Genomic DNA, 25,673 nt, shown 5'->3' with positions numbered 1-25,673 from the left:
GCGTTCAACGCTGGAACGTATCGACGGCCGTGCGGCCGACGGCCGGATCGTCGGTGAAGAAGCCGTCGATGCCCGCGCGCAGGTACGCCTGGATCTCGCGCACCGAGCCTGCCGTGTTGCGCGTGGCCGGCGTGCCGCCGTCCTTCAGCGACGCGGGCAGGAAGTTGTTCTCCGGGCGGAACGTATACGGATGCACGACGAGGCCGGCCTCGTGCGCGTAGCGCACGTACGGCGTCGGCTGCTGCAGCGTGCCGTCCGCGGCGACCGCGATGATCGACGTCTTGTACGGGCCGACGCCGTTCGCATAGGTCGCGACCTCGCGCATGCCGTCGCGCGTCGACAGGTCGCCGTAGGTGCGCTTGTCGTTCGCCTTCACGAAGTCGTACGGGCGCTGGCCGGCTTCGTCCATCAGCTGCACGAGCTTCCAGTTCGGCTGGCTCGACTTGATCCGGTTGCGGATCGCCTTCAGGTTCGCGACCTCGAACGACTGGATGTAGACGGTCGCGGTGCGGGCCGTGTACGAATCCTTCAGCAGTGCATCGACGAGGCGGTCCTCGAGCGGCAGGCCGATCGACTGGAAGTAGGTCGGGTGCTTGGTTTCCGGATACAGGTGGATCGTGCGGCCGGTCTGTGCGGACATCTGCTTCGCGAGCGCGACGATTTCGTCGAACGTCGGAATCTCGAACTGGTCGTTGTACGCGGTGTTCGCGGGGCGGACCTGCGGAATGCGCTCGCGGGCGCGCAGCGTCTTCAGCTCGGCGAGCGTGAAATCCTCGGTGAACCAGCCCGTCAGCTGCGCGCCGTCGATCGTCTTGGTCGCCTTGCGGCTCGCGAATTGCGGCAGCGTCGACACGTTCGTCGTGCCCGAGATTTCGTTCTCGTGCCGCGCGACGAGCACGCCGTCGCGGGTCGACACGAGATCGGGCTCGATCACGTCCGCGCCGTCCTCGATCGCCTTGCGGTACGACGCGAGCGTGTGTTCGGGGCGCAGCGCGCTCGCGCCGCGATGGCCGACCACCTGGACCTTCGCGGCAATCGGCTGGGTGGGGTCCCGGGTGATTTCGTCGCCGCCGCAGCCGGCGAGCACGAACGTGGCGGCGCAGGCAACGGGGACGCAGCGGAGGGCGAACGAGCGCTTGAAGAGCATGTCGGTGAACCTTCGAAACGGAAATGACGGATGTCGGGGCGCCCCGCGCGCGATGTGCGCGGGCGTGCACACGATGCCGAACGGGACGCGATCGTCTCATCGGATCATTACATCTATATTACTCGTCGCTTTCTGGCCGATTCGTGCCGCGCCGGCTGGCCGGTGGGCAGGTCTTGCGCCGGATGCACTAAACTTGCGGGAATTTTGCATCGCCGTGCCGGGCGGACCGCCGGCCGCGCCGGGCGATGCGGCGACTCGCGGACGGGGGCGGGCGCCGGCCGCCGTGCGCGTCCGGCCCGCGCTCCGGCCGAATTTCCCGGACCCATGACGACTCGAACCGATTCCGCCTACCTGCTCGGCGACCTGCTGAAGAACGTTTCCCGCTCCTTCTACCTGACGCTGCGCGTGCTGCCCGACGGCATGCGCGACCCGGTCGGCCTCGCGTACCTGCTCGCGCGCGCGGCCGACACGATCGCCGATACGGCGCTCGTCGCGCCCGATCGCCGGGCGGCGCTGCTGACGCAGCTGCGGGAGAACATCGAGCAGCTCGGCGACGGCGTCGCGCTGTCGCGTGCGCTCGAGGACGTGACGCGGATGCAGACCGATTCGCACGAGCACGTGCTGCTCGGCTCGATGGTGCCGATGCTCGCGCTGCTGCGCGCGCAGCCGGACGCCGATCGCGCGTCGATCCGCAAGGTCGTCGCGACGCTGACGGCGGGGATGGTATTCGACCTGCGCACGTTCCCCGACGAGCAGTCGGGGCGGGTCGCGTCGCTGCGGACGCGCGAGCTGCTCGACCGCTACACCTACCTCGTCGCCGGCTGCGTGGGCGAGTTCTGGACCGACATGACGGGCATGCACACGCCGGCCGCGCGCGGCTGGAACCTGCCGGACATGGTCGGGAAGGGCATCCGCTTCGGCAAGGCGCTGCAGATGACCAACATCCTGCGCGACTGCGCGAAAGACCTGCGCATCGGCCGCTGCTACCTGCCGCAAGAGGTGCTGGATGCGCATGGGCTCCGCGTGCCGGACCTGCTTGCGCCGGACGCGTCGGCGCGCGCGCGCGGCGTGCTGGTCGACCTGCTGCGCGTGACGCTGGATCAGTACCGCGACGCGTGCCTGTATGCCGTTGCGATCCCGCGCCGCTTCGTGCGGCTGCGGCTGGCATGCCTGTGGCCGATCATGATCGGCCTCGAAACGCTCGAGCTGCTGGCCGGCCATGACGCGTGGCTCGATCCGGCGAAGCCGGCCAAGGTGCCGAGAAAGCGCGTCTACCGGATCATGGCGTCGTCGCTCGCGCTGGTCGGCTCGAACACGGCGATTCGCGCGCGGGTGACGCGCCTCATCGACGCGGTCGACGCGTCGATCAGGACGGCGGCCCGTTCCTGATCAATGGGGAAGGCGCCGGCGCGAGGTCACGCCGGCGTTTCCATTCGCCCCGGTGCAATGCCGGGCGCCAGCGCTTCGCCATCCGCAGCATTCCGACTCACGCAACACCGCAGTGCAACGTTTCGGTTGTCGAAATACGTTTGCCACATTCGTCAGCCATCCTGCGCGGCCATGCGAAACGCAATGAAAGCCTGCGTCGGCCGATTCGTCAGACGAGCCGGGCACGCAGGCGTCTGACGACGTGAGACGTGCGCGGCGCGCACGTAAAAATGTAAAGCTAGGGTTTTCACCGGGAAACGCCTGAAACCGGTGCCAGTCGTGCCGTTGCCGGCGATTCCTAACTGTTTGGTGAACCCGTGCGTTGCGTCGATCATACGATGACCGACTGCACATGTTGGGAAATGATTGGTAATCCGTCAGAATCGCGTCGGCATGTACTCGCACATGTGTCACTCATAAAACCACACCAGAAAAGAAATCATTCTTTGAGGACGGAGAATCAATGAAAAAGCGCGTCGCTTTCGCCATGACGGCAGCGGGCCTTGCAGCCGCTACCGCCGCCCACGCCCAGAGCAGCGTGACCCTGTACGGTATCGTCGATAACGGTATCGCGTACCAAAACAACGCAGCGGCGAAGACCGGCGATACGTCGGGCGGCCACTCGAAAGTGTCGATGTCCACCGGCGTGTGGGCAGGCAGCCGCTTCGGCCTGAAGGGCAGCGAAGATCTCGGCGGCGGCACGAAGGCGGTGTTCCAGCTCGAAGCAGGCGTGAAGACCACCGACGGTACGTCTACGTTCTCGAACGGCATCTTCACGCGCCAGGCGTGGGTTGGCCTGACCAACAGCACGTACGGTACGCTGACGGCCGGCCGTCAGTACACCGCGTACTACACGCTGCTGTCGCCGTACAGCCCGACGACCTGGCTGACCGGCTATTACGGCGCGCACCCGGGCGATATCGATTCGCTGGATACCAGCTACCGCGCGAACAATTCGCTCGTCTACATGTCGCCGAAGTTCTACGGCTTCACGGTCGGCGGTTCGTACTCGTTCGGCGGCGTCGCAGGCGCGACGAACCGCGGCTCGACGTGGAGCGCGGCGATCCAGTACCTGAACGGCCCGGCAGGCATCGCGGTCGGCTACCAGCGAGTCAACAACTCGGCGCTGGGCGGTGGGGTCTGGGGTAAGGACTCGACGGCCCAGAACGGCCTGACGGCGGCTGGTGACGGCAACGAGCCGGCCCAGTCGGCGATCAACAATGGCTACCAGTTCGCACAGTCGCAACAGCGCCTGGCCGTCACGGCTGGCTACCAGTTCTCGCCGGCGTGGGACATTTCGGCGTCGTACTCGAATGTTCAATACATTCCGGGCACCAATTCGTTCTTCCACAACACGGCGATCTTCAACACGGCTGGCGCCGTGCTGCACTGGAAGCCGGTCGCTCAGTGGGACTTCGCGGCAGGCTACTCGTACACGGCGGCAACGCAGTCGAACGGCATCACGAGCTCGGCCAAGTACCACCAGGTCACGGTGTCGCAGTACTACAGCCTGTCGAAGCGCACGGGCCTGTACGCAGTTGAGGCTTACCAGCACTCCAGCGGTAACACGCTCAACGCCAAGGGCACCGCGATCGTCCAGGCAACGACCGCGATCGGCGACGGTGTTGCTGCTGGCGCAGGCCAGAACCAGATCGGCGTCGGCGTCGGCATGATCCACCGCTTCTGATGTCGCGCGGCGCGCGAGCGCCGCTTGCGGCATGCGGTATGAAAACCGGCCTGCGGGCCGGTTTTTTTTCGTGCGTCCGGCAGGGCGCACTCGCTCCGGCCATGCGCGCCGTCATCGCGCATCATCCTCCATCCGGCTTCCCCCCAGCGCCTGAAACAGCGCCGCCGTATCGGCAAGCCGGTCGGCCTGCGCGCGCGTACGGTCGAGCGCCGTCTGCAGTGCCTGCCGCTGTGCATCGAGCCAGCCGAATTCGCTGAGCCCGCCCGCAGCATAGCGGTCGGCCGAAATCGCATTGCCGGCTTCGGCTTCACGCGCGGCCACGTCGCGCGACTGCAGCGCGGCCGCGTCGTGCTCGACTGCGCGCATTGCGTCGGCCACCTGCTGCAGCGCCTCGAGCACGGTTTCCCGGTAACTCGCGAACGCGGCGTCGTAGGCCGCTTCGGCCGCCCGTTTCTTCGCGCGCAGTTCACCGCCGTGAAAGAGCGGTTGCGTCAGGTTCAGCCCGATGTTCCAGATGTTCAGGCCGTTCACGATGTCTGCGATGCGCGTGCGCTCCGAGCCCGCGCCGGCCGAGATCGCGAAGCGCGGATACAGGTTCGCGGTGGCCACGCCGACATTCGCGCTCGCCTGGTGCAGCACGGCTTCGGCGGCGCGGATGTCGGGCCGTTCGCGCGCGAGCGTCGACGGCAGCGCGACGGGCAGCGTGCGAGGCAGCGCGAGCGCGTCGAGCGGCACGTCGGGCAGGTCCGCGTCGGACGGCGGCGCGCCGAGCAGGATCGCGAGCCGGTGGCCGGACTGCGCGAGGCGGGTCGCGAGCGATGGCAGCGACGCCTGTGTCTGTGCGAGCAGCGCACGCTGCGCATGCACGTCTGCGAGCGGCACGCCGCCCGCTGCGTGGCGCGCTTCGACGATGCGCAACTGCCGCGTCTGCGCGTCGATCAGCTGCCGCGTGAGCGCAACCTGCTGCGCGAGCGACGCGCGCAGGATCGCGGTGGCGACGACGTTGCCCGCGAGCGTCAGGCGTGCGGCGTCGAGCGTATAGGCCTGGTAGTCGACCTGCGCGCGCAGCGCCTCGAGCGCGCGCCGGTTGCCGCCGAACACGTCGAGCACGTACGACACGCTCACCGACGCGTCATACAGCGTGAACGGCCCCGGCGACGGCACATTGGCCGGCAGCCCGAACGCCGCGATGTCGACTTGCTCGCGCGTGCCGGACAGCTTCGCGTCGATGCTCGGCAGCCGTGTCGCGCCGGCTTCGGCGACGTAGCTCTGCCGCGCCTCGTCGAGCCGCGCGCGGGCTTCGGCAAGCGTCGGGCTGTGCCGCAGCGCGTCGTCGACGAGCCGGTTCAACGCCGCGGAGCCGAATTGCGTCCACCACCGCGGCGGCGCGTGCGCGGCGTTCGAGAAGGTCTGCGCGGTGCCGGCCGCGCCGCTCGCGGCGGCCGTCGTCGCCGGCGGTTCGCCGCGCGTGTAGCGCTGCGTCGGCGGCGCGGCCGGCGGGTTGAAGTCGGGGCCGACCGCGCATCCGGCGAGCAGCGAAACGGCGATGGAGGCGGCAACGGCGACGCCGCATGCGGCAGGACGGGCGCGGCGCGGGGCGGGCGGCGTCGTCATGCTTCTAGTCGAGCGTGCGCCGGTAGAAGCGCAACGCGATGCCCATCACGACGACGGTGAACAGCGCGACCGGCCACACGGATGGCCACAGGTCGCTCCAGCCGTTCCCTTTCAGCAGGATGCCGCGCACGAGGCGGTTGAAGTAGGTGAGCGGCAGCAGGTTGCCGATGAATTGCGCCCACTTCGGCATCCCGGCGAACGGGAACATGAAGCCCGACAGCAGGATGTTCGGCAGGAAGTAGAACACGGCGAGCTGCATCGCCTGCAACTGGTTCTGCGCGAGCGACGACAGCGTGATGCCGACGGTCAGGTTCGCGGCGATGAACAGCAGCGCGGACAGGTAGATCGCGAATGCGCCGCCGACGAACGGCACCTCGAACACGAAGCGCGCGGCCGCGAGAATGATCGACACCTGGATCAGCCCGATCAGCACGTACGGAACGATCTTGCCCGTCATCACCTCGAGCGGCCGCACGGGCGTCGCGAGCAGGTTTTCCATCGTGCCGCGCTCGCGTTCGCGCGTGATCGCGAGGCCCGTCATCATCACCATCGTCATCGTCAGGATCACGCCCATCAGGCCCGGCACGACGTTGTACTGCGTGATGCCCTCGGGGTTGTAGAGCCGGTGCAGCACGACGTCGAAGGCGGCCGGCCGGCCGTTCAGGTGCGCGAGCGGGCCGGTCAGGTCCTTGTCCGCGACCGGCTGCACGAGGCCGGCGAGCGCGCCGATCGCCGAAGCGGTCGCGACGGGATCGGTCGCGTCCGCCTCGACGAGCAGCGACGGACGCTCGCCGCGCAGCAGCCGGCGCGAGAAGTCTGCCGGCACGTTCAATACGAACAGCACGTCGCCGCGCGCGAGCGCACGATGGCCGGCCGCTTCGTCGGGCAGCGTCCCGACGATGTCGAAGTACGCGGAATTGCGCATCGCGGCGACGAAGCTGCGCGCGAACGGGCTCGCGTCGGCGACGATCACCGCGGTCGGCAGGTGCTTCGGATCGGTGTTGATCGCGAAGCCGAACAGCGCGAGCTGGATGATCGGCACGCCGACGATCATCGCGAACGTCACGCGGTCGCGGCGCAGCTGCAGGAACTCCTTCAGCACGATGCTCCACCAGCGCGCGACCGAGAACGCATCGCGCAAGCGCGCCCACGCGTTCATGACGACGCTCCGCCGGGCGGCGCGGATGCGCGGCCCATCATGTAGATGAACACGTCCTCGAGGCCGGTGTCGATCGGCGCGACCTGCAGCGCGGCGGGCCCGCCGGCCTGCGCCGCGACCTGCGCGAGCGTCGCGTCGAGCCGCGCGCGATCGCGGCCGCTCACGTGCAGCGCCGAACCGAACACGACCGTCTGGTCGACGCCCGGCATCGTGCGCAGTCGCGCGGACAGTTCGGCCAGGTGCCCGCCGGTGATCGCGCGGGTCGCGAGCCCCTGCGACGCGACGATCTCCGCCGACGTGCCCTGCGCGAGCAGCTCGCCGTACGCGATGTACGCGAGCTTGTGGCAGCGTTCGGCTTCGTCCATGTAGTGCGTGCTGACGAGCACCGAGATCCCCTGTGCGGCCAGCCGGTGCAGTTCTTCCCAGAAGTCGCGGCGCGCGGCCGGGTCGACGCCGGCCGTGGGCTCGTCGAGCAGCAGCAGGGCCGGCTCGTGCAGCATGCAGGCGGCCAGCGCGAGGCGCTGCTTCCAGCCGCCCGACAGCGCGCCCGTGAGCTGGTCGGCGCGGCTCGCGAGGCCGAGCCCGTCGAGGGCGCGCGCGACGGCCGCCTTGCGGTCGGGCATCCCGTACACGCGCGCGACGAAGTCGAGGTTCTCGCGGATCGACAGGTCTTCCCAGTACGAGAAGCGCTGCGTCATGTAACCGACGCGCCGCTTGATCTGCGCGCTGTCGCGCACGATGTCGTAGCCGAGGCAGGTGCCGCTGCCCGAGTCGGGCGTGAGCAACCCGCACATCATCCGGATCGACGTGGTCTTGCCGCTGCCGTTCGGCCCGAGAAAGCCGAAGATCTCGCCGCGCGCGACGCGCAGCGACACGTCCTTCACGACATGCTTGTCGCCGAAACGCTTGTTCAGGCGATCGACGTCGATCGCGTACGGGGCGGAGGGCGCGTTCACGGCACCCTCACGGCGACGGGCTGGCCCGGATGCAGCTTCGGCGCGTCGGCCACGGCCGGGCGCGCCTCGATCATGAACACGAGCTTGCTCCGGCTCTCGTTGCTGTAGATCACGGGCGGCGTGTATTCGGCTTCGCTCGACACGTAGGTGATGCGCGCGGGCACGTCGGCCGCGCAGCCGTCGCAGCGGATCGCGACGGTGCGCCCCGCAGCGAGCGATGCGATGGCGGCCTCGGGCACGAAGAAGCGCACCTTCAGGTTTTGCGGCGGCAGCATCTGCACGACCGGATTGCCGGCCTGCACCCATTCGCCGACACGGTACAGCGTGTCGTACACGCGTCCGGCGACGGGGGCGGCGACGCGCTTCTGGTCGAGTTTCCATTGCGCTTCGGCCACGGCCGCCTGCGCGGCATCGACCTGCGCGGCCTGCGCGGCGACCTGCTGCGCGCGGCCCGGCAGGCGCGCGACGTCGACCTGGCTGCGCAGCTCGCGCACCTGGGCGGCGCTCGTGCGCGCCGCCGTGCGGGAATCGTCGAGCTGCTGCGCCGAAATGCCGCCGGCCCGGTATTGCCGTTCGTCGCGCGCGAGCTGGTCGGCGGCCTTGCCGGCCTGCGCGAGGGCCTGGGCCAGCTGCGCTTTCGTGACGTTCACTTCCGGCGGGCGTTTGCCCGTCCGCAGGTCGGCAAGCTGCGCGCGGGCGGCCGCGAGCTGGTGCTGCGCCTGCAGCAGCGCGGCGGTTTCGCTGACGGCCTCGAGCGCGAACGCGGGCGTGTTCGCGGCGACGCTCTGGCCGCGCTGCACGGCGAGCTGCGTCAGCGTGCCCGATTGCGACGACGACAGGTACACGAATTCGCCTTCGACGTAGCCCTGGTAAGTAGCGCGCTCGTCGGCGCGCTGCCCGCAGGCGGCGAGCGCGATGCCGGCGGCCAGCAGGAGCGACGTGGCGCGCATCGCGTTCACGATCGCCTTCCTGAGCGGGGTGGCGGCTGCATGCCCGAACCGAGCAGCGCGCGGACGTGCCGGTGCAGCACGTCGCGGTCGATCGGCGGCATGCCGCGTGCGCTTTGCCACAGTTTCGCGGTCGCGAGCGGCAGCATCACCAGCGCGACGATCGAATGGAACAGGAATGCGGGTTCGAGCGCGGGGTTCAGCGTGCCGGCCTGCTGCGCGCCGCGGATGCGTTCGGCGAAGCGCCCGACATGATCGAGCGGAATGCGCCGGACCATCCGTTCGCGCAGCAGCCCGCCTTCGTGGACGATCTCCCGCAGCCAGATCGACGGCAGCCACGGCATGCGGTGCGTGACGTCGAAGAAGCGGTCGACGAGTTCGCCGACGAGCGCGAACGGATCGTCGTCGATCTGCGGCGCGGTCGGTCGCCACACGAACGCGATCGCCTGTGCGAGCCGTTCCTCGACGATCGCGTCGAGCAACCGCTCCCGATTCGTGAAGTAGTAGTGGACCATCGCCGACGTGACGCCCGCGGCGGCGGCGATCTGCGCGACGGTCGTCGCGGCGATGCCGCGCTCGGCGAACAGCTGCATCGCCACGTCGAGCATGTGGTCGCGCAGGTCGAAATCGTGGACCGACGGGCGGCGCCCGCGCGGCCTGGCGACGGTGGATTTCGCGTTCATGAAGTCGACGCTAATTGATGAGTTAGTTAATTTCAAGGAAGGGTTTTCGACGAAGTTGACGGTCGTCAGGCGGAGTGCGAAGCGGGGCGCGGGTGTGCGGGGCGGGGGCGGGGCGGTGTGGTGGGGGACGGTGTGGGAATGAAGGGAGCGGCTACGGAAATGTGGCGGTTCCGGTTCCGGCGGGTCAGCGACATCCGTTGACGATCCAGCCGCTGAACGTCATCGGTGCGGCTCCTTGCCATCGGCGCGGATTCTTTGCGCGGTGCGAGGCATGCCGTGGGTGACGATGCGGCCGGGATTCTGCCAAGCCCGTCGTCCGATCGTGAACTGCCCCAGGCGGGTCGCTTCAAAGCGGCAGTCGAACGGTATCGACGACCGCGATCGTGTGCAGTATTCACGATTGGCACCTTGTCTAAAACCACGTCGCACCTATCCCAATAAAGTCACGTCCTGCTTCGAATTGACATTCTGAATACATTATGAAAATTTTAATTCGGGAGTGTTTTTTTAATATATTCCTTGGCTTGATTGTGGGAAATTGAGACTTCGCTCATCGATTTGATCATCTCTGACAATACGCAGTACCTCGCGTCTGCTACGATCGCGTCACGGATAGAGGAAATCGATTGCACGCGGTGCGTCTGAAGCGTGCAATCGCGACGTGCATGAGAAAAAATATCGTCGTCCTAATTCTCATCGCGATCCAGATTAACGGCGTCCGGCGAAATGGACGTTGAATCCAATCGAAATCTGAAGCAGAGGCGCGATCCGCGTCGAACGAAGAATGAACAAGAATCGCTATCGGGTGGTGTTCAATCGCGCGCGGGGTGCGATGATTGTCGTTCAAGAAAACGGTAATGCGCCACGTGCGGCCGGAATTGCGCATGGATCGATTGCCTTGCTCGAATCGCGACGATTTCGCGTCGTATGTGGGCCCATCGCGATGGCCGCTGCATTGCTGTTTGGTGTGCCGCTGCCGAGTATCGCGCAAATCGCGCCGACGCCGGGCACCAACACGCACGTCATCCAGACGCAAAATGGCCTGCCGCAGGTGAATATCGCTGCGCCTTCGGGAGCTGGCGTGTCCGTGAATACGTACAACCAGTTCGATGTCCAGAAAAACGGCGCGATTCTGAACAACTCATCGACGATTGTTCAAACGCAGCAGGCGGGCTATATCAACGGCAACCCGAACTTTGGCCCGGGCCAGTCTGCGCGGATCATCGTCAACCAGGTCAACAGCCCGAACCCCTCTCAATTGCGAGGCTATGTCGAGGTCGCGGGTAGCCGCGCCGAAGTTGTCCTGGCGAACCCGTCCGGCATCGTCGTCGATGGCGGGGGATTCATCAATACAAGCCGTGCGACGTTGACGACAGGCCAGCCGTACTACGGCGCCGATGGTTCGCTCGGCGGGTTCAACGTAACCCGTGGCCTGATTTCCGTGCAAGGGGCGGGTCTCAATGCCGCAAATGTCGATCAGGTCGACCTGATTTCCCGTGCCGTGCAAGCGAACGCGGCAATTTACGCGAAAAACCTGAACGTGATCGCAGGCGCGGCTCAGGTCAATCACGACACGCTTGCCGCGATGCCGATCGCCGGCGATGGCGCTGCACCCGCCATTGCGATCGACGTGAGCCAACTCGGCGGGATGTATAGCAACCGCATCCTCCTCGTATCGAACGAGAACGGGGTGGGTGTCGCAAACGCCGGAACGATTGCCGCACAAGCGGGCGATCTGACGCTGCAGTCGAATGGCCAACTGGTATTGACTGGCAAGACGACTGCCAGCGGTAACCTTACCGCAACCGCGAACAGTATTCAAAATTCCGGCACGACGTACGCACAGCAGAACGTCAATGTATCGACCGGCGGCGCGTTGTCGAACAGCGGCACGCTTGCGGCGCAGGAAAATACGACGGTCAACGCGGGCAGCGTCAATTCGACGGGAACGCTCGGCGCAGGCGTCAATAACGACGGTTCCGTCGGAAAGGGCGGCGACCTGAATTTGTCGAGCACGGGCCAGCTGACGGCGACCGGTCAGAACGTCGCAGGCGGCAACGCGTCGATTTCTGGTGGCGTTGTCAATCTTTCCGGCAGTCAAACGGCTGCAAACGGCCATCTCTCGCTGAACGCGAACGCGGGCGACCTAAACCTTTCCAATGCGACGACGAGCGCACAGGGTGCGGTCAATGCCAATGCGGCGGGTGCGTTGATCAATGATCACGGCAGCCTGTCAAGCGGCAGTCATGCAACGCTCGCTGCGGGCAGCATTTCGAACCAAGGCGGCAAGGTATCGACGCAAGGTCCGCTGACTGTGCAGTCGTCCGGCCAATTCGACAATCGGGGCGGCACGCTCGTATCGGAAGACTCGATGCAGGTGCACGGCGGCGCGCTCGCGAATAACCAAGGGACGATACAAAGCGCAGGCGGAGTGAATATTTCCGGAGCGTCGTTGGACAATTCGGCGGGGCGCGTCACGTCGTTGAACGGCGACGGCCTGTCGATCACAACGACCGGGCAACTGATCAACGCGAGCGGTACGACCTCAACCGGCGCGCAAGGCGGAGTGATCGGCGGTAACGGTGGCGTCAACGTACAAGGCGGCACCATCGTCAATCAAGGCGTCATCACGGCCAATACGGACCTGCACGTGACCGGGCAAGCCGTTGACAACTCGGGCGGCTCGCTGAAGGCAGCACAATCCGTGACGGTCGATGCGGGCGCGCGGTTGTCGAACGCGAACGGCACGATCGTCGGTCAGTCGGCGACCGTGAATGGCACCACGATCGACAACAGCGGTGGCACGGTACAAGCGACGCAGGTTGCGTTGAATGGTATCGATCTTGTCAATCACAACGGCGTCATCACGCAGACCGGGACCGGTCCGATCGCGGTTAATGTCTCCGGTACGCTCGATAATTCGCAAGGCGGCACGCTGCAGACCAACAGCACGGACTTGACGCTCGCATCGGCTACGTTGCTGAACGATGGCGGCACGATCACGCATGGCGGATCAGGCGTGCTGATGGTGAAGCCGGGCAACCGCACAGGTGCTTTCAGCAATGTCGGTGGCTCCGTCGTTACCAATGGGCAGGCCGCTGTTCAAGCAGATTCATGGAACAACGCGCAAGGGACTTTCGCGGCGCGTCACGGCATTGTCGCGAACATCGCGGGCGATCTGGCGAACTCGCAAGGCTTGATTCGCTCGCAAGCGGGTATGTCGTTGACGAGCGGCGGCAGGCTGGACAACCAGAACGGGAAAATTGCAGCGGGCACCGATGCTCGTCCGGATACGAGCATGCTGAATGTACACGCAGCAACGATTCAGAATTCGGGCGGGCTGATTGCGGATTTTGGGACCGGCGCGACATCGGTACAAGGCGGCAGTCAACTGCTCAACAGCGCAGGCACGATCACCGGTAACGGTGACGTGACCGCGCAAGCTGCTTCGATCGTCAATACGAATGGAGCGCAGATGAGCGGGGCGAACGTTCAGGTGCGTAGCGATACGCTCGACAACACCGATAGCAAAATCGGCAACGTCGCCGATGGCAATGTCGACATCGCAACGACCGGCGCGATTACGAACACGAACGGGAAAATCGGTGCGACGCACGACTTGTCGGTATCGGCCAGCACGCTGCTTGGTGGCGGCACGTACAGTGCGGCCCATGATGCGTCGCTGAATCTGCAGGGCGATTTTTCGAGCACGCCGGCATACCAATTCAGCGCGGGTCATGATCTCGCGTTCACGTTGCCCGGCACGTTCACCAACAGTGCGGGCCTGCAATCGGTCAACAACCTGTCCATCCACGCAGGCGATATCGTGAACAGCGGCGCAATCGCGGCCGGGAATCTGCTGAAAACGCATTCGAATACGCTGACGAATACCGGCGTGATGGTCGGGGGCAGTGCTTCGCTCGTTGCCGACAGCACACTGTCGAACATCGGTCCGACCGCGTTGATTGGCGCATCGGATAGCAACGGCACGCTCGAACTGCTATCGCGGGATATCGAAAACCGTGACGATACGACTGCGGCGGACGCGATGGCGCAGACGGCCATTTACGGCTTGGGCAAGGTCGTGTTGGCCGGTGGCAAGGATGCGAACGGGAATTACACGCATGCAGCACTGATCCGTAACCAGTCTGCGTTGATCCAATCCGGCGGTGATATGGAATTGCATGCCGATCAGGTGACGAACACGCGTCGCGTGATGACGACGACCGGCTATACCAACAACGTCGATCCGGCGTGGCTGCAACAGCTTGGCATCAGCATGTCCGGTTGCGCGGCCTATTTCACGGACGCATGCAACGGCGCATATGATGTTCCGGGGATTGATCTTGCAAAGGCTGATCCTTCTGTCATCGAACAATTGAGGAAGCAAATCGGCGGAATCTTTATTGATCCGCCCCATGAAGGCCAATGGAATAGCAGGTATCAACGCACGACCTATACAGGTGTCGCGACTGCGAATACGGTAAAAGACATCAGTCCTGCTGGCCAAATTGTTTCGGGCGGAAAACTCGGAGCATCGTCGGTTGGCACGCTTCAAAACTATTGGAGCAATATTGCCGCTGTCAATGGCATCGAAATGCCTGCGAATTACGATGCGGACGGCTGGAAAGCATCGGGGCAGCAAGCGCCAGGTCTGACAGTCACTTATTCGGGGCATTATCACTACAACAACTACGACAACAGTGAACACGACTGGACCTATTCATTCTGCGATAAAGGATGTAATGGTCCGGCCGATGTGAAGGAATTCAAGATTCCCGATTATCAATCGACGCTCGTCACGAATGGCACGTTGTCTGGTACGGGCGTGAGCATCAACAACACCGCAGGCAACGCGTCGATTCCGTCGCTTGGATTGGTGGCCGGTCAGTCGTTGCCCGTCAATTCCGGCGCGGTGCACGGCACCACGCCGACGATGGTCAATCCGGTGATCGCGAGTGCGACTGCGCTCAACGTCCTGAACAATCTCACCCTTGCGCAAGGCGGGCTGTTCAAGCCAACCATTGCGCCGAATGCACCGTACGTCATCGAGACCAATCCGGCGTTCACGAACCAAAAGAATTTCATTTCGAGCGATTATTTCTTCCAGCAGATCGGCGTTGACCTGACGCACATTCCGAAGCGGCTCGGCGACGGCTTTTACGAGCAGCAGTTGGTACGCAATGAAATTACGTCGTTGACGGGCAAGGCCGTGTTGGGACCGTACACGGATACGCAGTCGATGTACGAATCGCTGATGGCGGCCGGTGCATCGCTGTCGAAGTCGCTCAGCCTTCCGCTCGGCATGAGCCTGTCGCCTGAACAGGTTTCGCAACTGACGAGCAACGTGATCCTGATGGAGACGCGCGTCGTTGGCGGACAGTCGGTCTTGGTGCCGGTCGTCTATCTGGCAAAAGCCAGTCAGGAAAACTGGCATGGTCCGCTGATCGCGGCGAACGACATCGATCTCAAGAACGCACAAACGTTCACGAACAGCGGCACGATGAAGGCGGCGAATACGCTGTCGGTGGAAGGCAAGCAGATCGACAACGCATTCGGCGCGCTGCAAAGCGGCGGCTTGATGAAGCTGACGACGACGGGCGACGTCGATCTGACATCCGCGAACGTGAAGGCCGGCAGTTTGCAGCTCGACGCCGGCAAGGACCTGATTCTCGATACCGCAGCAAAAACCGTCAAGCAAGTCAACGACACGGGCGCAACGCGCATCACGACGACGCTCGGGCCGCAGGCGAAAATCGATGTAGCAGGCAATGCGGCGATCGTGACTGGAGGGAATTTCCAGCAGAACGCGGGAGACCTGAACGTCGGCGGCAATTTGGGGATGCAGGTCGGGGGCAACTGGAATCTCGGTGCGCAGCAGACTGGCGAGCACACGGTCGTGCATCGCGCCAATGGTGTGTCGGACGTGGACGTCAATCAGGCGGTCGGCAGTTCCGTGAAGGTCGGCGGCGTGTCGCAAATCGGCGTCGGCGGCGACCTGACGGCGAAGGGCGCGCAGATCGATCTTGGGCAAGGTGGCACGGTGGCCGTGAAGGGCGATGTGTCGCTTGGTGCGGCGAGCGCAACGTCCACCATCAACAGCAATAGTTCCAGCAGCAGTCGTGGCCGCAGTTCGGCCGCGACCCTGCATGCGGTGAATGAAACCGTGACCGGGACGACGCTCAAGGGCGGCGACACGGTCAATATCGTGTCGGGCAAGGATATAACGCTCTCCGGTAGCACGCTCAGCCTCGACAAGGGCAACGCGAACCTGCTGGCGGCCGGCGATGTGAACGTCGGCGCGGCAACCGAGACGCACGAATACAGTTCGCATGAAACGCATAGCCGTAGCGGCGTGTTGAGCGGAACGAAGATCGCAAGCGGGATCGATCAGACGATGACGCTCAATCGCGGCAGTCTGGTATCGGCGGACGGCGTGAACATTGTCAGCGGAAAGGACGTCAATGTTCAGGGCAGCACCATCGTCGGAACGAACGACGTGACGCTCACGGCAGCGCGTAACGTGACGGTTACGACGTCGCAGGACACCTTGCAGTCATCGAGCTATTACAACAAGAAGGAATCCGGGCTGATGTCGGGCGGCGGACTGTCGGTGTCGGTGGGCAGCAGTTCGCTGAAGACGACCAGCCAGACGACCGAGGTGTCGAACAACGCCAGCACGATCGGTTCGCTGAAGGGTAACCTGAGCATCACGGCTGGCAACGATCTGCACGTGACGGGCAGCGACCTGATCGCAGCGAAGAATCTCAGTGGGGCAGGCGCGAACGTGACGATTGACTCGGCGCAGGACAAGAACCACCGCGGTGAAACGCAGGAAGTCTCCAAGAGCGGCCTGACGCTGGCACTGAAGGCACCGGTGATCGACGCGATATCGAACGCTGTGGGTCAATCGCGTGCGTCCAGCAATAGCCAGGACGGCCGGGCAGCCGCGCTGCACGGGATGGCCGCGGCCAGCGCGGCATGGGACGCGAACGTTGCCGCGGGCGATGTGGTCCGGGCGCTGGGGGCGGGAGAGACACCTCAGTTCAAGGTCGAAGTCAGCGTCGGCAGCAGTCACAGCAAGAGCGCATTCTCCGAAGACAGCGTGACGAATCGCGGCTCCAGCGTCGCCGCGGGTGGAACGGCGGCGTTTGCGGCGACCGGCAATGGTCAGCCGGGCAGCGGCAATGTGATGATCGTTGGTTCGAACGTGAACGCAAACGACGTGATCCTGGCAGCGAAGAATCAGGTCAATATCGTCAATACGACCGATACGGATTCGACGCGCAGCACGAACGAGTCGAAGAGCGCGAGCGTGGGGGTGTCCGTCGGCACGGGCGGGTTCGGTGTTTCCGCGGCGATGTCGAAGGCCAACGGCGACGGCAACAGCGATCTGGCCACGCAGAACAATAGCCATGTAAGCGCAGCAAACAATGTGACGATCATCTCGGGCGGCGATACGAACATCATCGGCTCGAACGTGAAGGGCAATCAGGTGAACGCCGATGTGGGCGGGAATCTGAACATCGTCAGCGTGCAGGATACGCTGTCGAGCGCGGCGCATCAGTCGAGTTCGGGCGGCGGCTTCAGCGTCAGTCAGGGCGGCGCAAGTGCGAACTTCAGCCAGAGCAAGGGCAATGCGTCGGGCAGCTATGCGGGCGTCAACGAACAGGCCGGGATTCACGCGGGCGATGGCGGTTTCAATATCAACGTCACCGGTAATACCGACCTGAAAGGCGGACTGATCGCGAGCGACGCGGACGCGTCGAAGAACTCGCTGACGACAGGTTCGCTGTCCTTCTCGGACGTCCAGAACCAGTCGCACTACGATGCGAGCTCGAGCGGCTTCAGTGCGGGCGCGACGACCGGCGACGGTGGAATGAACTACAGCACGCACGGCAGCGCGTCGGGCAAGAATGCCGGCGGCGCCGCGCCCATGCTTGGGCAGAACGACAGCGGCAGTGATAGCGCGACGACGAAGAGCGGCGTGAGTGCGGGGACGGTGACGATCACGGACTCGGCGAACCAGAAGCAGGACGTCGCCAGCTTGAATCGCGATACGACGAACACGAACGGAGCGGTCGCCAAACTTCCGGACATGCAGAATCTCTTGAGCAATCAAGCGGACATGATGGCTGCGGCCAGCGCGGCGGGTGAAGTGGTGTCGCGCCGGATCGGGGACTATGCGGACAAGATGATGAAAGATGCCGCGGCGAATGGCGACCAGGCAGGTGTTGACGCGTGGAAGGAAGGCGGAGCGAACCGCGCGCTGATGCAAGGTGCCGGCGCGGCGCTGGTGACTGGACTGGCGGGCGGTAATGCAGTAGGTGGCGCAGCCGGTGCGGCAATTGCGTCGATCGCGTCCGGCAAGCTGAACGAGCTGAGCAGCGGGATTGCAGGCAGCGATCCGACCGGCAATGCCAATATGAATCAGGCGCTGGGTAACATCGTGGCGAACGCGCTTGCGACGGGGGCTGGAGTGGCTGTGGGTGGGGAATCGGGGGCGTTCTCGGGATACAACGTGGATCGGTTTAATCGGCAGTTGCACGATAATGAGAAGGACGCGATCGCGGAGAAAGCAGGTAAGGACAAGGCCGAGCAAGAGAAGCTGACGCGCGCGGCGTGCTACGTGGTGAAGTGCTGGTCGGAGTATCCGGAGGGGAGCGAGGCACGGAACAAGAACTTCGTGAGCGAGGTCGAGGCATCGCAATTGAAGCCGCAACTGGATTGGGTGAATCAGCAGAAGGAAGCGGGGTTGTTCGAGTACACGCCGTGGCAGAAGGCTGGTGATGCGTTGAAGAACGATCCGGTTGGTGTGGCGAAGGATACGGCGAAGATCGTTGTTGGTGGTGTGACGGTAAAGACGGGAGCGGGACTTTGTACAAGCGGTCTGGGTTGTGCTCTCGGCGGTGGAGGAATGATCGTTTTTGGATTGGGTGATATGGCAGAAGGTGCGGATGGTCTTTACAACCGTTACAACGGCATCAGTTCTCCTGGAGTGAATCCTTTGCGGTATGGGTTTAATGAGGCATTGCCTGCTGGTTGGGGGGATGTCGCATATGATGGGTTGAATCTGGTAGCCGCGATTGTGGCCTTGAAAGCGCCAGTCCCGCTCAAGATGGGTAATGCTGATGGTCTGAATCGTCCGGGGGCGATGTTTGGCGTGACCGTGCCGCGTATCAATAACAACACCTTGATTCCATTCATTAACCAAGCGGCGCCCTACGGGACGACGCAGGGCATTCTTCTGTTTGGAGTTGGTTCGAAGGGAGCAACGGTCATCAATGACATTCGCCACGCAGGAGAGCAGAAATGAATTGGCGACGACTCTATGCGACGGCTCAAATATGGTTCATGGTTTTCCTAGTATCGGTTTTTAGTACGGGGTGCTATACGGTCATCGTGATTGGTATCTGTCGGAAACTGATGGGGCTGAGTGATGGCATCTCTGTATTTGCTATAGGCCTTCCATTCTTTATTGTTCTTCTGGTTTTACATATTCGATTGTTGCCGAAGCCGTTGCGCAAGGTCGGGATGCTGAGCGACGATCCGGAGAAATTCGGTCCCTGGTTCAAGTCTGACCGCAAGATCTGAACGACCGAGGCCGGCTGTTGCCGGGCTCGGTGTTTATGAACGCTTGGAATGAAGGCGACGTCGAGGCCGTCGTTCAGCGGCGAATTGTTCGTCGTGGTGGATGCGATCCTGTGAGCTCGCCCCCGAAAAACGAATTCCTTGCTGAGCGTTTAAACTCAAGCAAGGAGAGTCAAGAAGATGAACAAGACGAAGCGAGCGGATGACCAATTCGATTTCAACGGGCAAGACGAGCGCGGACGACCGGTCGCGCCGGTTGCCGGTCAAGCCGCCGGCGCCCGGCACGCCGGGCCCGGCGCCAGCCCCTACTGATCCATCGCCGACTTGAGCGGCATATTCTCCCCCGTCAACCCGAACACGACGATCTGCGCGGGTTCGGTCGCGCTTGCGTTGCGCGACACCTGGTGGCGCGAGCCGGGCGCCTCGTACCAGCCTTCGCCGGCGCGATAACGGTGCAGCGGGCCGCCGTTCACCTGCGACAGCACTTCGCCCTTCGACACGACCGCGAACACCGAGCCGAGGTGCCGGTGGGCTTCCGAAGCCTGGCCGGGCGCATAGTCGACGGTCGCGACGACCGCGAGCTTGCCGGGCGCTTCCGGCACGGCCTGCTGCATGACGGAGCGCACATTGTCGCCGCCGTCGTGCGCGTGCGCGGCCGGCATCGTCGCGCCCAGCACGAGCGCGGCGCACGCGGCGGCGCGCATGAAAACGTTGCGAGTCATGGCCGCCTCCTTACTCGGGCATCTTGCGGAACGCGATCGCGAAGCGGTTCCACGAGTTGATCGTCGCGATCAGCATCGACAGGTCGAACAGCTCCTCGTCGGTGAAGTGCGGCTTCACGGCCTCCCAGACGGCGTCGGGCACGTGGTTGTCGGCCACCAGCGTCAACGCCTCGGTCCATTCCAGCGCCGCGCGTTCGCGCTCGGTGAAGAACGGCGTTTCGCGCCACACGACGACGGTCGCGAGACGGCGGTCGGTTTCGCCGCCCTTGCGTGCGTCGGTCGTGTGCATGTCGACGCAGAACGCGCAGCCGTTGATCTGCGACGCGCGCAGGCGGACGAGTTCGGCGAGCGGCTTCTCGATCGAGCTTTTTGCGATGAAGTCCTCGGCGTTGCGCATCACCTTGATGGCGTTCGGGCTGGCGGTATAGAAGTTCAGGCGCGGTTGCATGGCAGGTCCTTTTTCGGTTGGAGCGCACGGTGGCGCGACAGGACCCAGATTAACGAGTGGACTGGCCTGCTGGAATAACCAATTTTAGGTAAATCGAGGTAGCCAATGACGCCTGGTTACCCGGCCGCGCGCAGCAGCGCGGCGAGCTTCGCAAGCGCCGTGTCGATGCGCAGCGCGTCGATCCCGCCATAGCCGAACAGCAGGCCGGCCTGGCGCGGCGCGTCGACGTGGAAGGCGGCGATGCCGTACAGCCCGATGTCGTGCGCGCGCGCCGCGGCGATCAGCGCGGCTTCGTCGACACCGGCCCTGAGGCGCGCGGCGAGGTGGATGCCGGCGGTCGGCACGATCGCATCGAACCACGGCGCGAGTTCGCCGCGCAGATGCGCGATCAGCACCTTGCGACGCGCGTCGTAGTGCTTCTGCACGCGCTTGAGGTGCCGTGCGAAGTCGCCTTCGAGCATGAAGCGGGCGAGCGCCGCCTGCGTCAGCGTGCAGGTGTGCCAGTCGACGATCTGCTTCGCCTTGGCCAGCGCGCCGCGCAGCGCGCGCGGCGGAATCGCGTAGCCGATCCGCAGCTCCGGAAAGATCGTCTTCGAGAACGTGCCGACATACGCGACGAGCCCGGTGCGGTCGAGGCTCTTCAGCGACTCCACCGGCCGGCCCTCGAAGCGGAACTCGCCGTCGTAATCGTCCTCGATGATCACGGCGCGGCGGCGCTGCGCCCATTCGAGCAGCGCAACGCGCCGGTCGAGCGTCATCGGCATCCCGAGCGGGAACTGGTGCGACGGCGTCACGTAGACGAGGCGCGCGTCGTCGGGCAACCGTTCCGTGACGAGGCCGTGCGCGTCGACCGGCACGCCGATCACCGTCGCACCGAGCGACGCGAACGCGGCACGCGCGGGCGGATAGCCGGGATCCTCGACCGCGACCACATCGCCGGGCCGCACGACGACGCGGGCGATCAGGTCGAGCGCCTGTTGCGCGCCTTGCGTGACGAGCACGTCGTCCCAGCCGCACGCGACCGCGCGGCTGAACGCGACGTAGCGCGCGATCGCCCCGCGCAACTGCGGATCGCCGGCCGGGTCGTGATATTGGGCCGGGCCGCGCATCTGTTGGCGCAGCGCGTGATGCAGGCAGCGCCGCCATGCGTCGAACGGGAACAGCGTCTTGTCGGTCACGCCGCCGCGGAAGTCGAAGCCGGGCGCATCCTGCGGCGTGGGCATCGCGAGCGCGTCGGGCAGGTCGTTCCATATCGCGCGCGCGGTCGGCGCGTCGGCCGGCCGGCGGTCCGCGGCGATCGCCGGCACGGCCGCGGCCGGCTCGTGCGGCACGCGCGCGAGGCCGTCGGCGACGAACGTGCCGTCGCCTGCGCGCGTATTCAGGTAGCCCTCGGCCACCAGGCGCTCGAACGCGTCGAGCGTCGTCTTGCGCGAGACGCCGAGCTGTTTCGCGAGGTCGCGCGTCGACGGCAGCCGCGCGCCGCCGGCGAGGCGCCCGTCGACAATCGCGGTGCGCAGTTGCCGGAAGATCTGCCCCGTCAGGTCGTGACGGCCTTCGATGCGGATCGCGATGTCCATCGCAGTGGATACCTCGTTCGGGGTGGTTTTGCCTGAATCGGCATGCCGCCAGTATGCCGGCTGAAGGGCCGCGCGTCGCGGATTGGACCGGCATGCACGGCTGCCTTACGATCACGATTCCGATCACGACGTCCCCAGGCCGGAGCGTGTCCATGTTGTCTGAAGAAGAATTCGCGCTGCTCGACGCGATCCGCGCCACCGGCAGCCTGTCGCGTGCGGCCGCGCGGCTCGGCAAGGCGCCGTCGACGGTGTCGCACGCGGCGCGCCAGCTCGAAACACGCTTCGACGCGCTGCTGTTCGACCGGCGCGGCTACCGGCTGCAGCTCACGCCGGCCGGACAGCTGCTGACCGACGAGGCGGCGCGGCTGGCGCTGGACGTCGCGCGGCTGACGCAGCGCGTGCGGCAGGTCGCGAGCGGCTGGGAAGACCGGCTGTGGATCGTCAGCGACGAGGTGCTGGAGTTCGACACGCTGTTGCCCGTCGTCCACGCGTTCGATGCGCTCGATTCGGGCGTGTCGTTGCGTTTCACGCACGAAGTGCTCGGCGGTACCTGGGAAGCGCTGCGCGACGGCCGCGCGGACCTGGTGGTCGGCGCGACCAACGAGCCGCCGGCGATTCCCGGCTTCAAGTGGTTCGAGCTGGGGGCGATGGAGTGGGTGTTCGCGGTATCGCCGCGCCATCCGCTGGCCGCCGTGAGCGGTGCGCTGACGCGGGATGCGATCGGCGCGCACCGGGCGGTCGTCGTCGCCGATTCGTCGCGGCGCGCGGCCGGCCGCGCGTATGGCCTGCTCGGCGGGCAGGCCGTGCTGGCGGTGCCGTCGATGCGCGCGAAGATCCTCGCGCAGCGCGATGGCCTGGGCGTCGGCTGGGTGCCGCGACGGCGCGTGGCGTCGCTGCTCGCACGCGGCGAGCTCGTCGAAAGACAGACGGCCGATCCGCGCGAGCCGAACCGGCTGTATGTCGCGTGGCACGGCGACCGGGACGGCCGGGCGCTGCAATGGTGGCTCGAGCAGCTCCGTGCGCCGCGCCTCGCGCAGCGGCTGCTCGACGGCATCGACGTCGTGCCGTGACGGCGTGCGGCGCCGGCCGGAACACGTTCGATGGATTCGAACGTTTTCGTCGCGCGAGTCGTACGGCAGCGGGCGGCTTCACGCGCACCATGCGTTCACGGTCATTCACCGAAATCACTGGAGAACATCATGCAACGCTTCGAAGGAAAGACGGTCCTCGTCACGGGCGGCAACAGCGGCATCGGCCTGGCGGCCGCCACGGCATTCGCGGCCGAAGGCGCGCGGGTCATCATCACCGGGCGCGACGTGGAGGCGCTCGCCGCCGCGCAACGCACGCTCGGCGACGGTGCGCTCGCGATCCGCAACGAGGCCGGCAGCGTCGCGTCGGCCCGCGCGCTGGCCGATGCGATCGCGTCGGCGGGGGCGCGGCTCGACACCGTGTTCATCAACGCGGGCGTCGCGAAACTCGCGCCGCTCGCCGACAGCGACGAGGCCATGTGGGATCTCGTGTTCAACACCAACGTGAAGGGCGCGTATTTCCAGATCCAGTCGCTGGTGCCGCTGCTGAACCGTGGCGCGTCGATCGTGATCAACGGCTCGATCAACGCGCACATCGGGATGCCCGGCTCGTCGGTGTATGCGGCGAGCAAGGCGGCCGTCAATTCGTTCGCGAAGACGTTGTCGACGGAACTGCTGCCGCACGGCGTGCGCGTGAACGTCGTGAGCCCGGGGCCCGTGCAGACGCCGCTCTACGGCAAGCTCGGGCTCGATGCGGCCACGCTCGACGAGACGGCCGACAAGATCAAGGGGCTCGTTCCGATCGGCCGGTTCGGCACGCCGGACGAGATCGCGTCGACGGTGCTGCATCTCAGCGCGCCGGAATCCGCGTTCATCGTCGGCGCGGAGATCATCGCGTCGGGCGGGATGGGCCTGCTTTGAGCGGCTGACGGCGGGCGCCCGCCGTCAGCCGGCGCGTTCGCGCGGCTAGCGCGGCGCGTCGCAAGCACGGCCGGCATCGTCCGGCCCCGCGAGGTTCGTCACCGTCAGCCCGCCGAACGTCGCGCGGCCGTGCTCGGCGAACACGGCGACACGGTCGGCATCGCCGGGCGGGAAGATCAGGTCGGTGAGCGCCACGCGGCCGCCGTTCGCGAACACTTCGACCGAGCCGCGATCGACGACGATCTCGAGCCGCAACAGCCCGTGCTCGAGCGGCAGGTTCACGATGTGCTGCCGGCTGAATGCGTTGGAGAAATTCGCTTCGCCGGATTGCGACCGGTCGAGCGTCAGCGTGCGCTTCGCGGTGTCGTACACGATCCGGGTGCCGACCGAGCCGTCCGCCGAGCGCCGCACGACGAGCCCCGCGCGCGCGGCCGACCGCGGCGTGAGCGTCAGCGTGATCCGCTGCACCGTGCCGCGCGTCGCGGCCGGCAGTTCACGCGTCGCCGACGCGACGCTCACGTCGCCGAGATGCGTCGCGGGCCGGCCGTCCGCCCATGCGTCGAACGCGGCGGCCGGCGCGACGACGAGCGTCGGTTCGCCGTCGATCGTTTTCAGCGCGAACGCGCGCGGCAGCGTCATCGCGCCGCGCCACGGCGCGGTCGGCACTTTCGCCGCGTAGTCCCAGTTGTTCATCCACGCGATCGCGACCGGTCGTGAGCCGGGCGCGCCCGAGAAGGTGCCGGCTGCGTAAAAGTCCGCGCCATGGTCGACCCAGCGGAACTGCGCGGGATCGGAGCCGGCGGGAGCGACGCGATCCGGCGTAAACGTGCGGCCGTCGAAGTGGCCGACGAAATACATCGCGCCCGAGCCGCCGGCGATCGACCACGGGTTGACGTTGACGATCATGACCCACCGTGTTCGTGCGGGGTCGCCGTCGAGCGGCAGCGGCACGAGGTCGGGCATTTCCCACAGCGCGCCGTCGTGCGGCACGCCCGGCAGCGTGAAGTCGCTCAGGAAATTCCAGTGGATCAGGTCGTCCGAGCGATAGAGCTTCACGACGTGCGCATCGGCGACGACCGTCGTCATCAGCCAGTAGCCGCCCGGCGCATACCACGACACTTTCGGATCGCGAAATTGTTTCGATTCCGGGGCGAGCGTCAGCACCGGATTGCGTGCGTAAGGTTGCCACGTCGTGCCGTGATCGAGGCTGTACGCGAGCGACTGCGCCTGAGTGCCCGGCGCGTGTCCGGAGCCCGCCTTGTACACGCTTGTATAAAGCGCAACGAGCGGCGTGCGGCCGGGCGTGCCCAGGCCGGACGTATTGCGGGTGTCGGCGACGATCGAGCCGGAGAAGATTTCCTCCGTCGCGTTCGCGCGCATCGCGACCGGCTGCTCGCGCCAGTGGACGAGATCGGTGCTCGTCGCGTGGCCCCACGACATGTTGCCCCAGTCGTTGCCGAGCGGATTGTGTTGGTAGAACAGGTGATAGCGTCCGTTGTCGTAGACGAGCCCGTTCGGGTCGTTCATCCAGTTGCGCTGCGGCGTGTAATGGAGCGCGGGTCGCCATTGCGGCGTGCCGTCGGCGACGGGCGCGGTGCAGGGGGCGACGTAGGGCGCGGCGGCGTGCGCGCCGGCCGTGCACGCGAGCAGCAGCGCCGCGTGGAAGGGAAAACGGGGTAGCGTGAATCTCATGCGTGGTTCCAGGCTGCGTCCGGCGAAGCGGACCGCCGCGCGCTGCGGGCCGGATGCGGATTGGCGGCGCGGC

At 65.6% G+C, this 25,673-nt stretch carries 18 protein-coding genes; 7 read left to right on the top strand and 11 right to left on the bottom strand.

Translation table 11 applies throughout. The annotated features are described in order from the left end of the window. Positions 1-4: 4 nt before the first annotated feature. Entirely contained in the window at positions 5-1,147 is a 1,143-nt protein-coding gene (locus tag WT26_RS28365) for a glycerophosphodiester phosphodiesterase (protein WP_069274497.1), read from the bottom strand. Positions 1,148-1,471: 324 nt separating this feature from the next. Between WT26_RS28365 and WT26_RS28360 the strand changes: the two genes are divergently transcribed. Next, complete coding sequence (locus WT26_RS28360; RefSeq protein WP_069274496.1) at positions 1,472-2,536, top strand: phytoene/squalene synthase family protein; 1,065 nt, start codon at positions 1,472-1,474, stop codon at positions 2,534-2,536. A 152-nt stretch (positions 2,537-2,688) separates the two neighbouring features. Here the strand turns inward: WT26_RS28360 and WT26_RS37735 are convergent, their stop codons facing one another. Next, positions 2,689-2,910, bottom strand: a complete 222-nt coding sequence (locus tag WT26_RS37735) for a hypothetical protein (RefSeq protein WP_155774702.1) — start codon at positions 2,908-2,910, stop codon at positions 2,689-2,691. A 128-nt stretch (positions 2,911-3,038) separates the two neighbouring features. On the opposite strand from WT26_RS37735, the gene WT26_RS28355 reads away from it, so the two are divergent. Then, positions 3,039-4,262: a porin gene (locus WT26_RS28355; RefSeq protein ID WP_069274495.1), complete on the top strand. Its 1,224-nt coding sequence runs from the start codon at positions 3,039-3,041 to the stop codon at positions 4,260-4,262. 111 nt (positions 4,263-4,373) lie between these two features. Here the strand turns inward: WT26_RS28355 and WT26_RS28350 are convergent, their stop codons facing one another. The 5 genes from WT26_RS28350 to WT26_RS28330 are packed head-to-tail and all read right to left on the bottom strand — an operon-like array spanning position 4,374 to position 9,621. Next, positions 4,374-5,876 (bottom strand): efflux transporter outer membrane subunit, encoded by a 1,503-nt coding sequence (locus WT26_RS28350; RefSeq protein WP_081333775.1) that lies wholly within the window; start codon positions 5,874-5,876, stop codon positions 4,374-4,376. A 4-nt stretch (positions 5,877-5,880) separates the two neighbouring features. Continuing rightward, positions 5,881-7,035, bottom strand: a complete 1,155-nt coding sequence (locus tag WT26_RS28345) for an ABC transporter permease (RefSeq protein WP_059732745.1) — start codon at positions 7,033-7,035, stop codon at positions 5,881-5,883. After that, positions 7,032-7,991, bottom strand: coding sequence for an ABC transporter ATP-binding protein (locus tag WT26_RS28340; RefSeq protein ID WP_059666671.1), 960 nt, complete (start codon positions 7,989-7,991; stop codon positions 7,032-7,034). Before WT26_RS28340 ends, WT26_RS28345 begins: the two co-directional genes overlap by 4 nt. Further along, positions 7,988-8,941: an HlyD family secretion protein gene (locus WT26_RS28335; protein WP_069275172.1), complete on the bottom strand. Its 954-nt coding sequence runs from the start codon at positions 8,939-8,941 to the stop codon at positions 7,988-7,990. The genes WT26_RS28340 and WT26_RS28335 overlap by 4 nt, the downstream gene beginning before the upstream one ends. 5 nt (positions 8,942-8,946) lie before the next feature. Further along, on the bottom strand, positions 8,947-9,621 hold the full coding sequence (locus tag WT26_RS28330) for a TetR/AcrR family transcriptional regulator (protein WP_069274494.1): 675 nt from the start codon (positions 9,619-9,621) through the stop codon (positions 8,947-8,949). Positions 9,622-10,405: 784 nt separating this feature from the next. Here WT26_RS28330 and WT26_RS28325 point away from each other — a divergent pair. The 3 genes from WT26_RS28325 to WT26_RS38855 all read left to right on the top strand — a co-directional run bounded on the left by WT26_RS28325 (position 10,406) and on the right by WT26_RS38855 (position 19,524). Beyond that, positions 10,406-18,937 (top strand): hemagglutinin repeat-containing protein, encoded by an 8,532-nt coding sequence (locus WT26_RS28325; RefSeq protein WP_069274493.1) that lies wholly within the window; start codon positions 10,406-10,408, stop codon positions 18,935-18,937. Next, positions 18,934-19,215, top strand: a complete 282-nt coding sequence (locus WT26_RS37730; RefSeq protein ID WP_155123242.1) for a hypothetical protein — start codon at positions 18,934-18,936, stop codon at positions 19,213-19,215. Before WT26_RS28325 ends, WT26_RS37730 begins: the two co-directional genes overlap by 4 nt. Before the next feature lie 177 nt (positions 19,216-19,392). Further along, positions 19,393-19,524, top strand: coding sequence for a hypothetical protein (locus WT26_RS38855; protein ID WP_257785707.1), 132 nt, complete (start codon positions 19,393-19,395; stop codon positions 19,522-19,524). Here WT26_RS38855 and WT26_RS28320 read toward each other — a convergent pair. The 3 genes from WT26_RS28320 to WT26_RS28310 all read right to left on the bottom strand — a co-directional run bounded on the left by WT26_RS28320 (position 19,518) and on the right by WT26_RS28310 (position 21,959). Continuing rightward, a complete protein-coding gene (locus WT26_RS28320; protein ID WP_069274492.1) occupies positions 19,518-19,934 on the bottom strand; it encodes a cupin domain-containing protein in 417 nt (138 codons plus the stop codon). The two genes, WT26_RS38855 and WT26_RS28320, sit on opposite strands and share 7 nt — an antisense overlap. Positions 19,935-19,944: 10 nt before the next feature. Next, positions 19,945-20,382, bottom strand: a complete 438-nt coding sequence (locus WT26_RS28315) for a carboxymuconolactone decarboxylase family protein (protein ID WP_059530635.1) — start codon at positions 20,380-20,382, stop codon at positions 19,945-19,947. Positions 20,383-20,498: 116 nt separating this feature from the next. After that, positions 20,499-21,959, bottom strand: coding sequence for a PLP-dependent aminotransferase family protein (locus WT26_RS28310; protein ID WP_069274491.1), 1,461 nt, complete (start codon positions 21,957-21,959; stop codon positions 20,499-20,501). Positions 21,960-22,111: 152 nt separating this feature from the next. Between WT26_RS28310 and WT26_RS28305 the strand changes: the two genes are divergently transcribed. Both WT26_RS28305 and WT26_RS28300 read left to right on the top strand, forming a co-directional pair. Beyond that, complete coding sequence (locus WT26_RS28305) at positions 22,112-23,029, top strand: LysR family transcriptional regulator (protein ID WP_069275171.1); 918 nt, start codon at positions 22,112-22,114, stop codon at positions 23,027-23,029. Between the two features lie 129 nt (positions 23,030-23,158). Next, positions 23,159-23,908 carry an SDR family oxidoreductase gene (locus WT26_RS28300; protein ID WP_069274490.1) on the top strand — a complete coding sequence of 250 codons (750 nt, stop codon included), beginning with the start codon at positions 23,159-23,161 and terminating at the stop codon, positions 23,906-23,908. Positions 23,909-23,953: 45 nt separating this feature from the next. Here the strand turns inward: WT26_RS28300 and WT26_RS28295 are convergent, their stop codons facing one another. Further along, positions 23,954-25,600 carry a glycoside hydrolase family 32 protein gene (locus tag WT26_RS28295; protein ID WP_069274489.1) on the bottom strand — a complete coding sequence of 549 codons (1,647 nt, stop codon included), beginning with the start codon at positions 25,598-25,600 and terminating at the stop codon, positions 23,954-23,956. Positions 25,601-25,673 lie beyond the last annotated feature (73 nt).

This window comes from Burkholderia cepacia (assembly GCF_001718835.1).
Classification (GTDB): domain Bacteria; phylum Pseudomonadota; class Gammaproteobacteria; order Burkholderiales; family Burkholderiaceae; genus Burkholderia; species Burkholderia cepacia_F.
The sequence above is the reverse complement of the archived record's forward strand: the minus strand, read 5'-3'. Positions and strand labels throughout refer to the sequence as shown.

Excerpts from the sequence above, each read along its gene's own strand:
- WT26_RS28365 (WP_069274497.1), bottom strand. The coding sequence starts at position 1,147 with ATGCTCTTCAAGCGCTCGTTCGCCCTCCGCTGCGTCCCCGTTGCCTGC.
- WT26_RS28300 (WP_069274490.1), top strand. The coding sequence starts at position 23,159 with ATGCAACGCTTCGAAGGAAAGACGGTCCTCGTCACGGGCGGCAACAGC.
- WT26_RS28305 (WP_069275171.1), top strand. The coding sequence starts at position 22,112 with ATGTTGTCTGAAGAAGAATTCGCGCTGCTCGACGCGATCCGCGCCACC.
- WT26_RS37730 (WP_155123242.1), top strand. The coding sequence starts at position 18,934 with ATGAATTGGCGACGACTCTATGCGACGGCTCAAATATGGTTCATGGTT.
- WT26_RS28345 (WP_059732745.1), bottom strand. The coding sequence starts at position 7,035 with ATGAACGCGTGGGCGCGCTTGCGCGATGCGTTCTCGGTCGCGCGCTGG.
- WT26_RS28310 (WP_069274491.1), bottom strand. The coding sequence starts at position 21,959 with ATGGACATCGCGATCCGCATCGAAGGCCGTCACGACCTGACGGGGCAG.
- WT26_RS28335 (WP_069275172.1), bottom strand. The coding sequence starts at position 8,941 with ATGCGCGCCACGTCGCTCCTGCTGGCCGCCGGCATCGCGCTCGCCGCC.
- WT26_RS28295 (WP_069274489.1), bottom strand. The coding sequence starts at position 25,600 with ATGAGATTCACGCTACCCCGTTTTCCCTTCCACGCGGCGCTGCTGCTC.
- WT26_RS28330 (WP_069274494.1), bottom strand. The coding sequence starts at position 9,621 with ATGAACGCGAAATCCACCGTCGCCAGGCCGCGCGGGCGCCGCCCGTCG.
- WT26_RS28355 (WP_069274495.1), top strand. The coding sequence starts at position 3,039 with ATGAAAAAGCGCGTCGCTTTCGCCATGACGGCAGCGGGCCTTGCAGCC.
- WT26_RS28315 (WP_059530635.1), bottom strand. The coding sequence starts at position 20,382 with ATGCAACCGCGCCTGAACTTCTATACCGCCAGCCCGAACGCCATCAAG.
- WT26_RS38855 (WP_257785707.1), top strand. The coding sequence starts at position 19,393 with ATGAACAAGACGAAGCGAGCGGATGACCAATTCGATTTCAACGGGCAA.
- WT26_RS28320 (WP_069274492.1), bottom strand. The coding sequence starts at position 19,934 with ATGACTCGCAACGTTTTCATGCGCGCCGCCGCGTGCGCCGCGCTCGTG.
- WT26_RS37735 (WP_155774702.1), bottom strand. The coding sequence starts at position 2,910 with ATGATCGACGCAACGCACGGGTTCACCAAACAGTTAGGAATCGCCGGC.
- WT26_RS28325 (WP_069274493.1), top strand. The coding sequence starts at position 10,406 with ATGAACAAGAATCGCTATCGGGTGGTGTTCAATCGCGCGCGGGGTGCG.
- WT26_RS28360 (WP_069274496.1), top strand. The coding sequence starts at position 1,472 with ATGACGACTCGAACCGATTCCGCCTACCTGCTCGGCGACCTGCTGAAG.
- WT26_RS28350 (WP_081333775.1), bottom strand. The coding sequence starts at position 5,876 with ATGACGACGCCGCCCGCCCCGCGCCGCGCCCGTCCTGCCGCATGCGGC.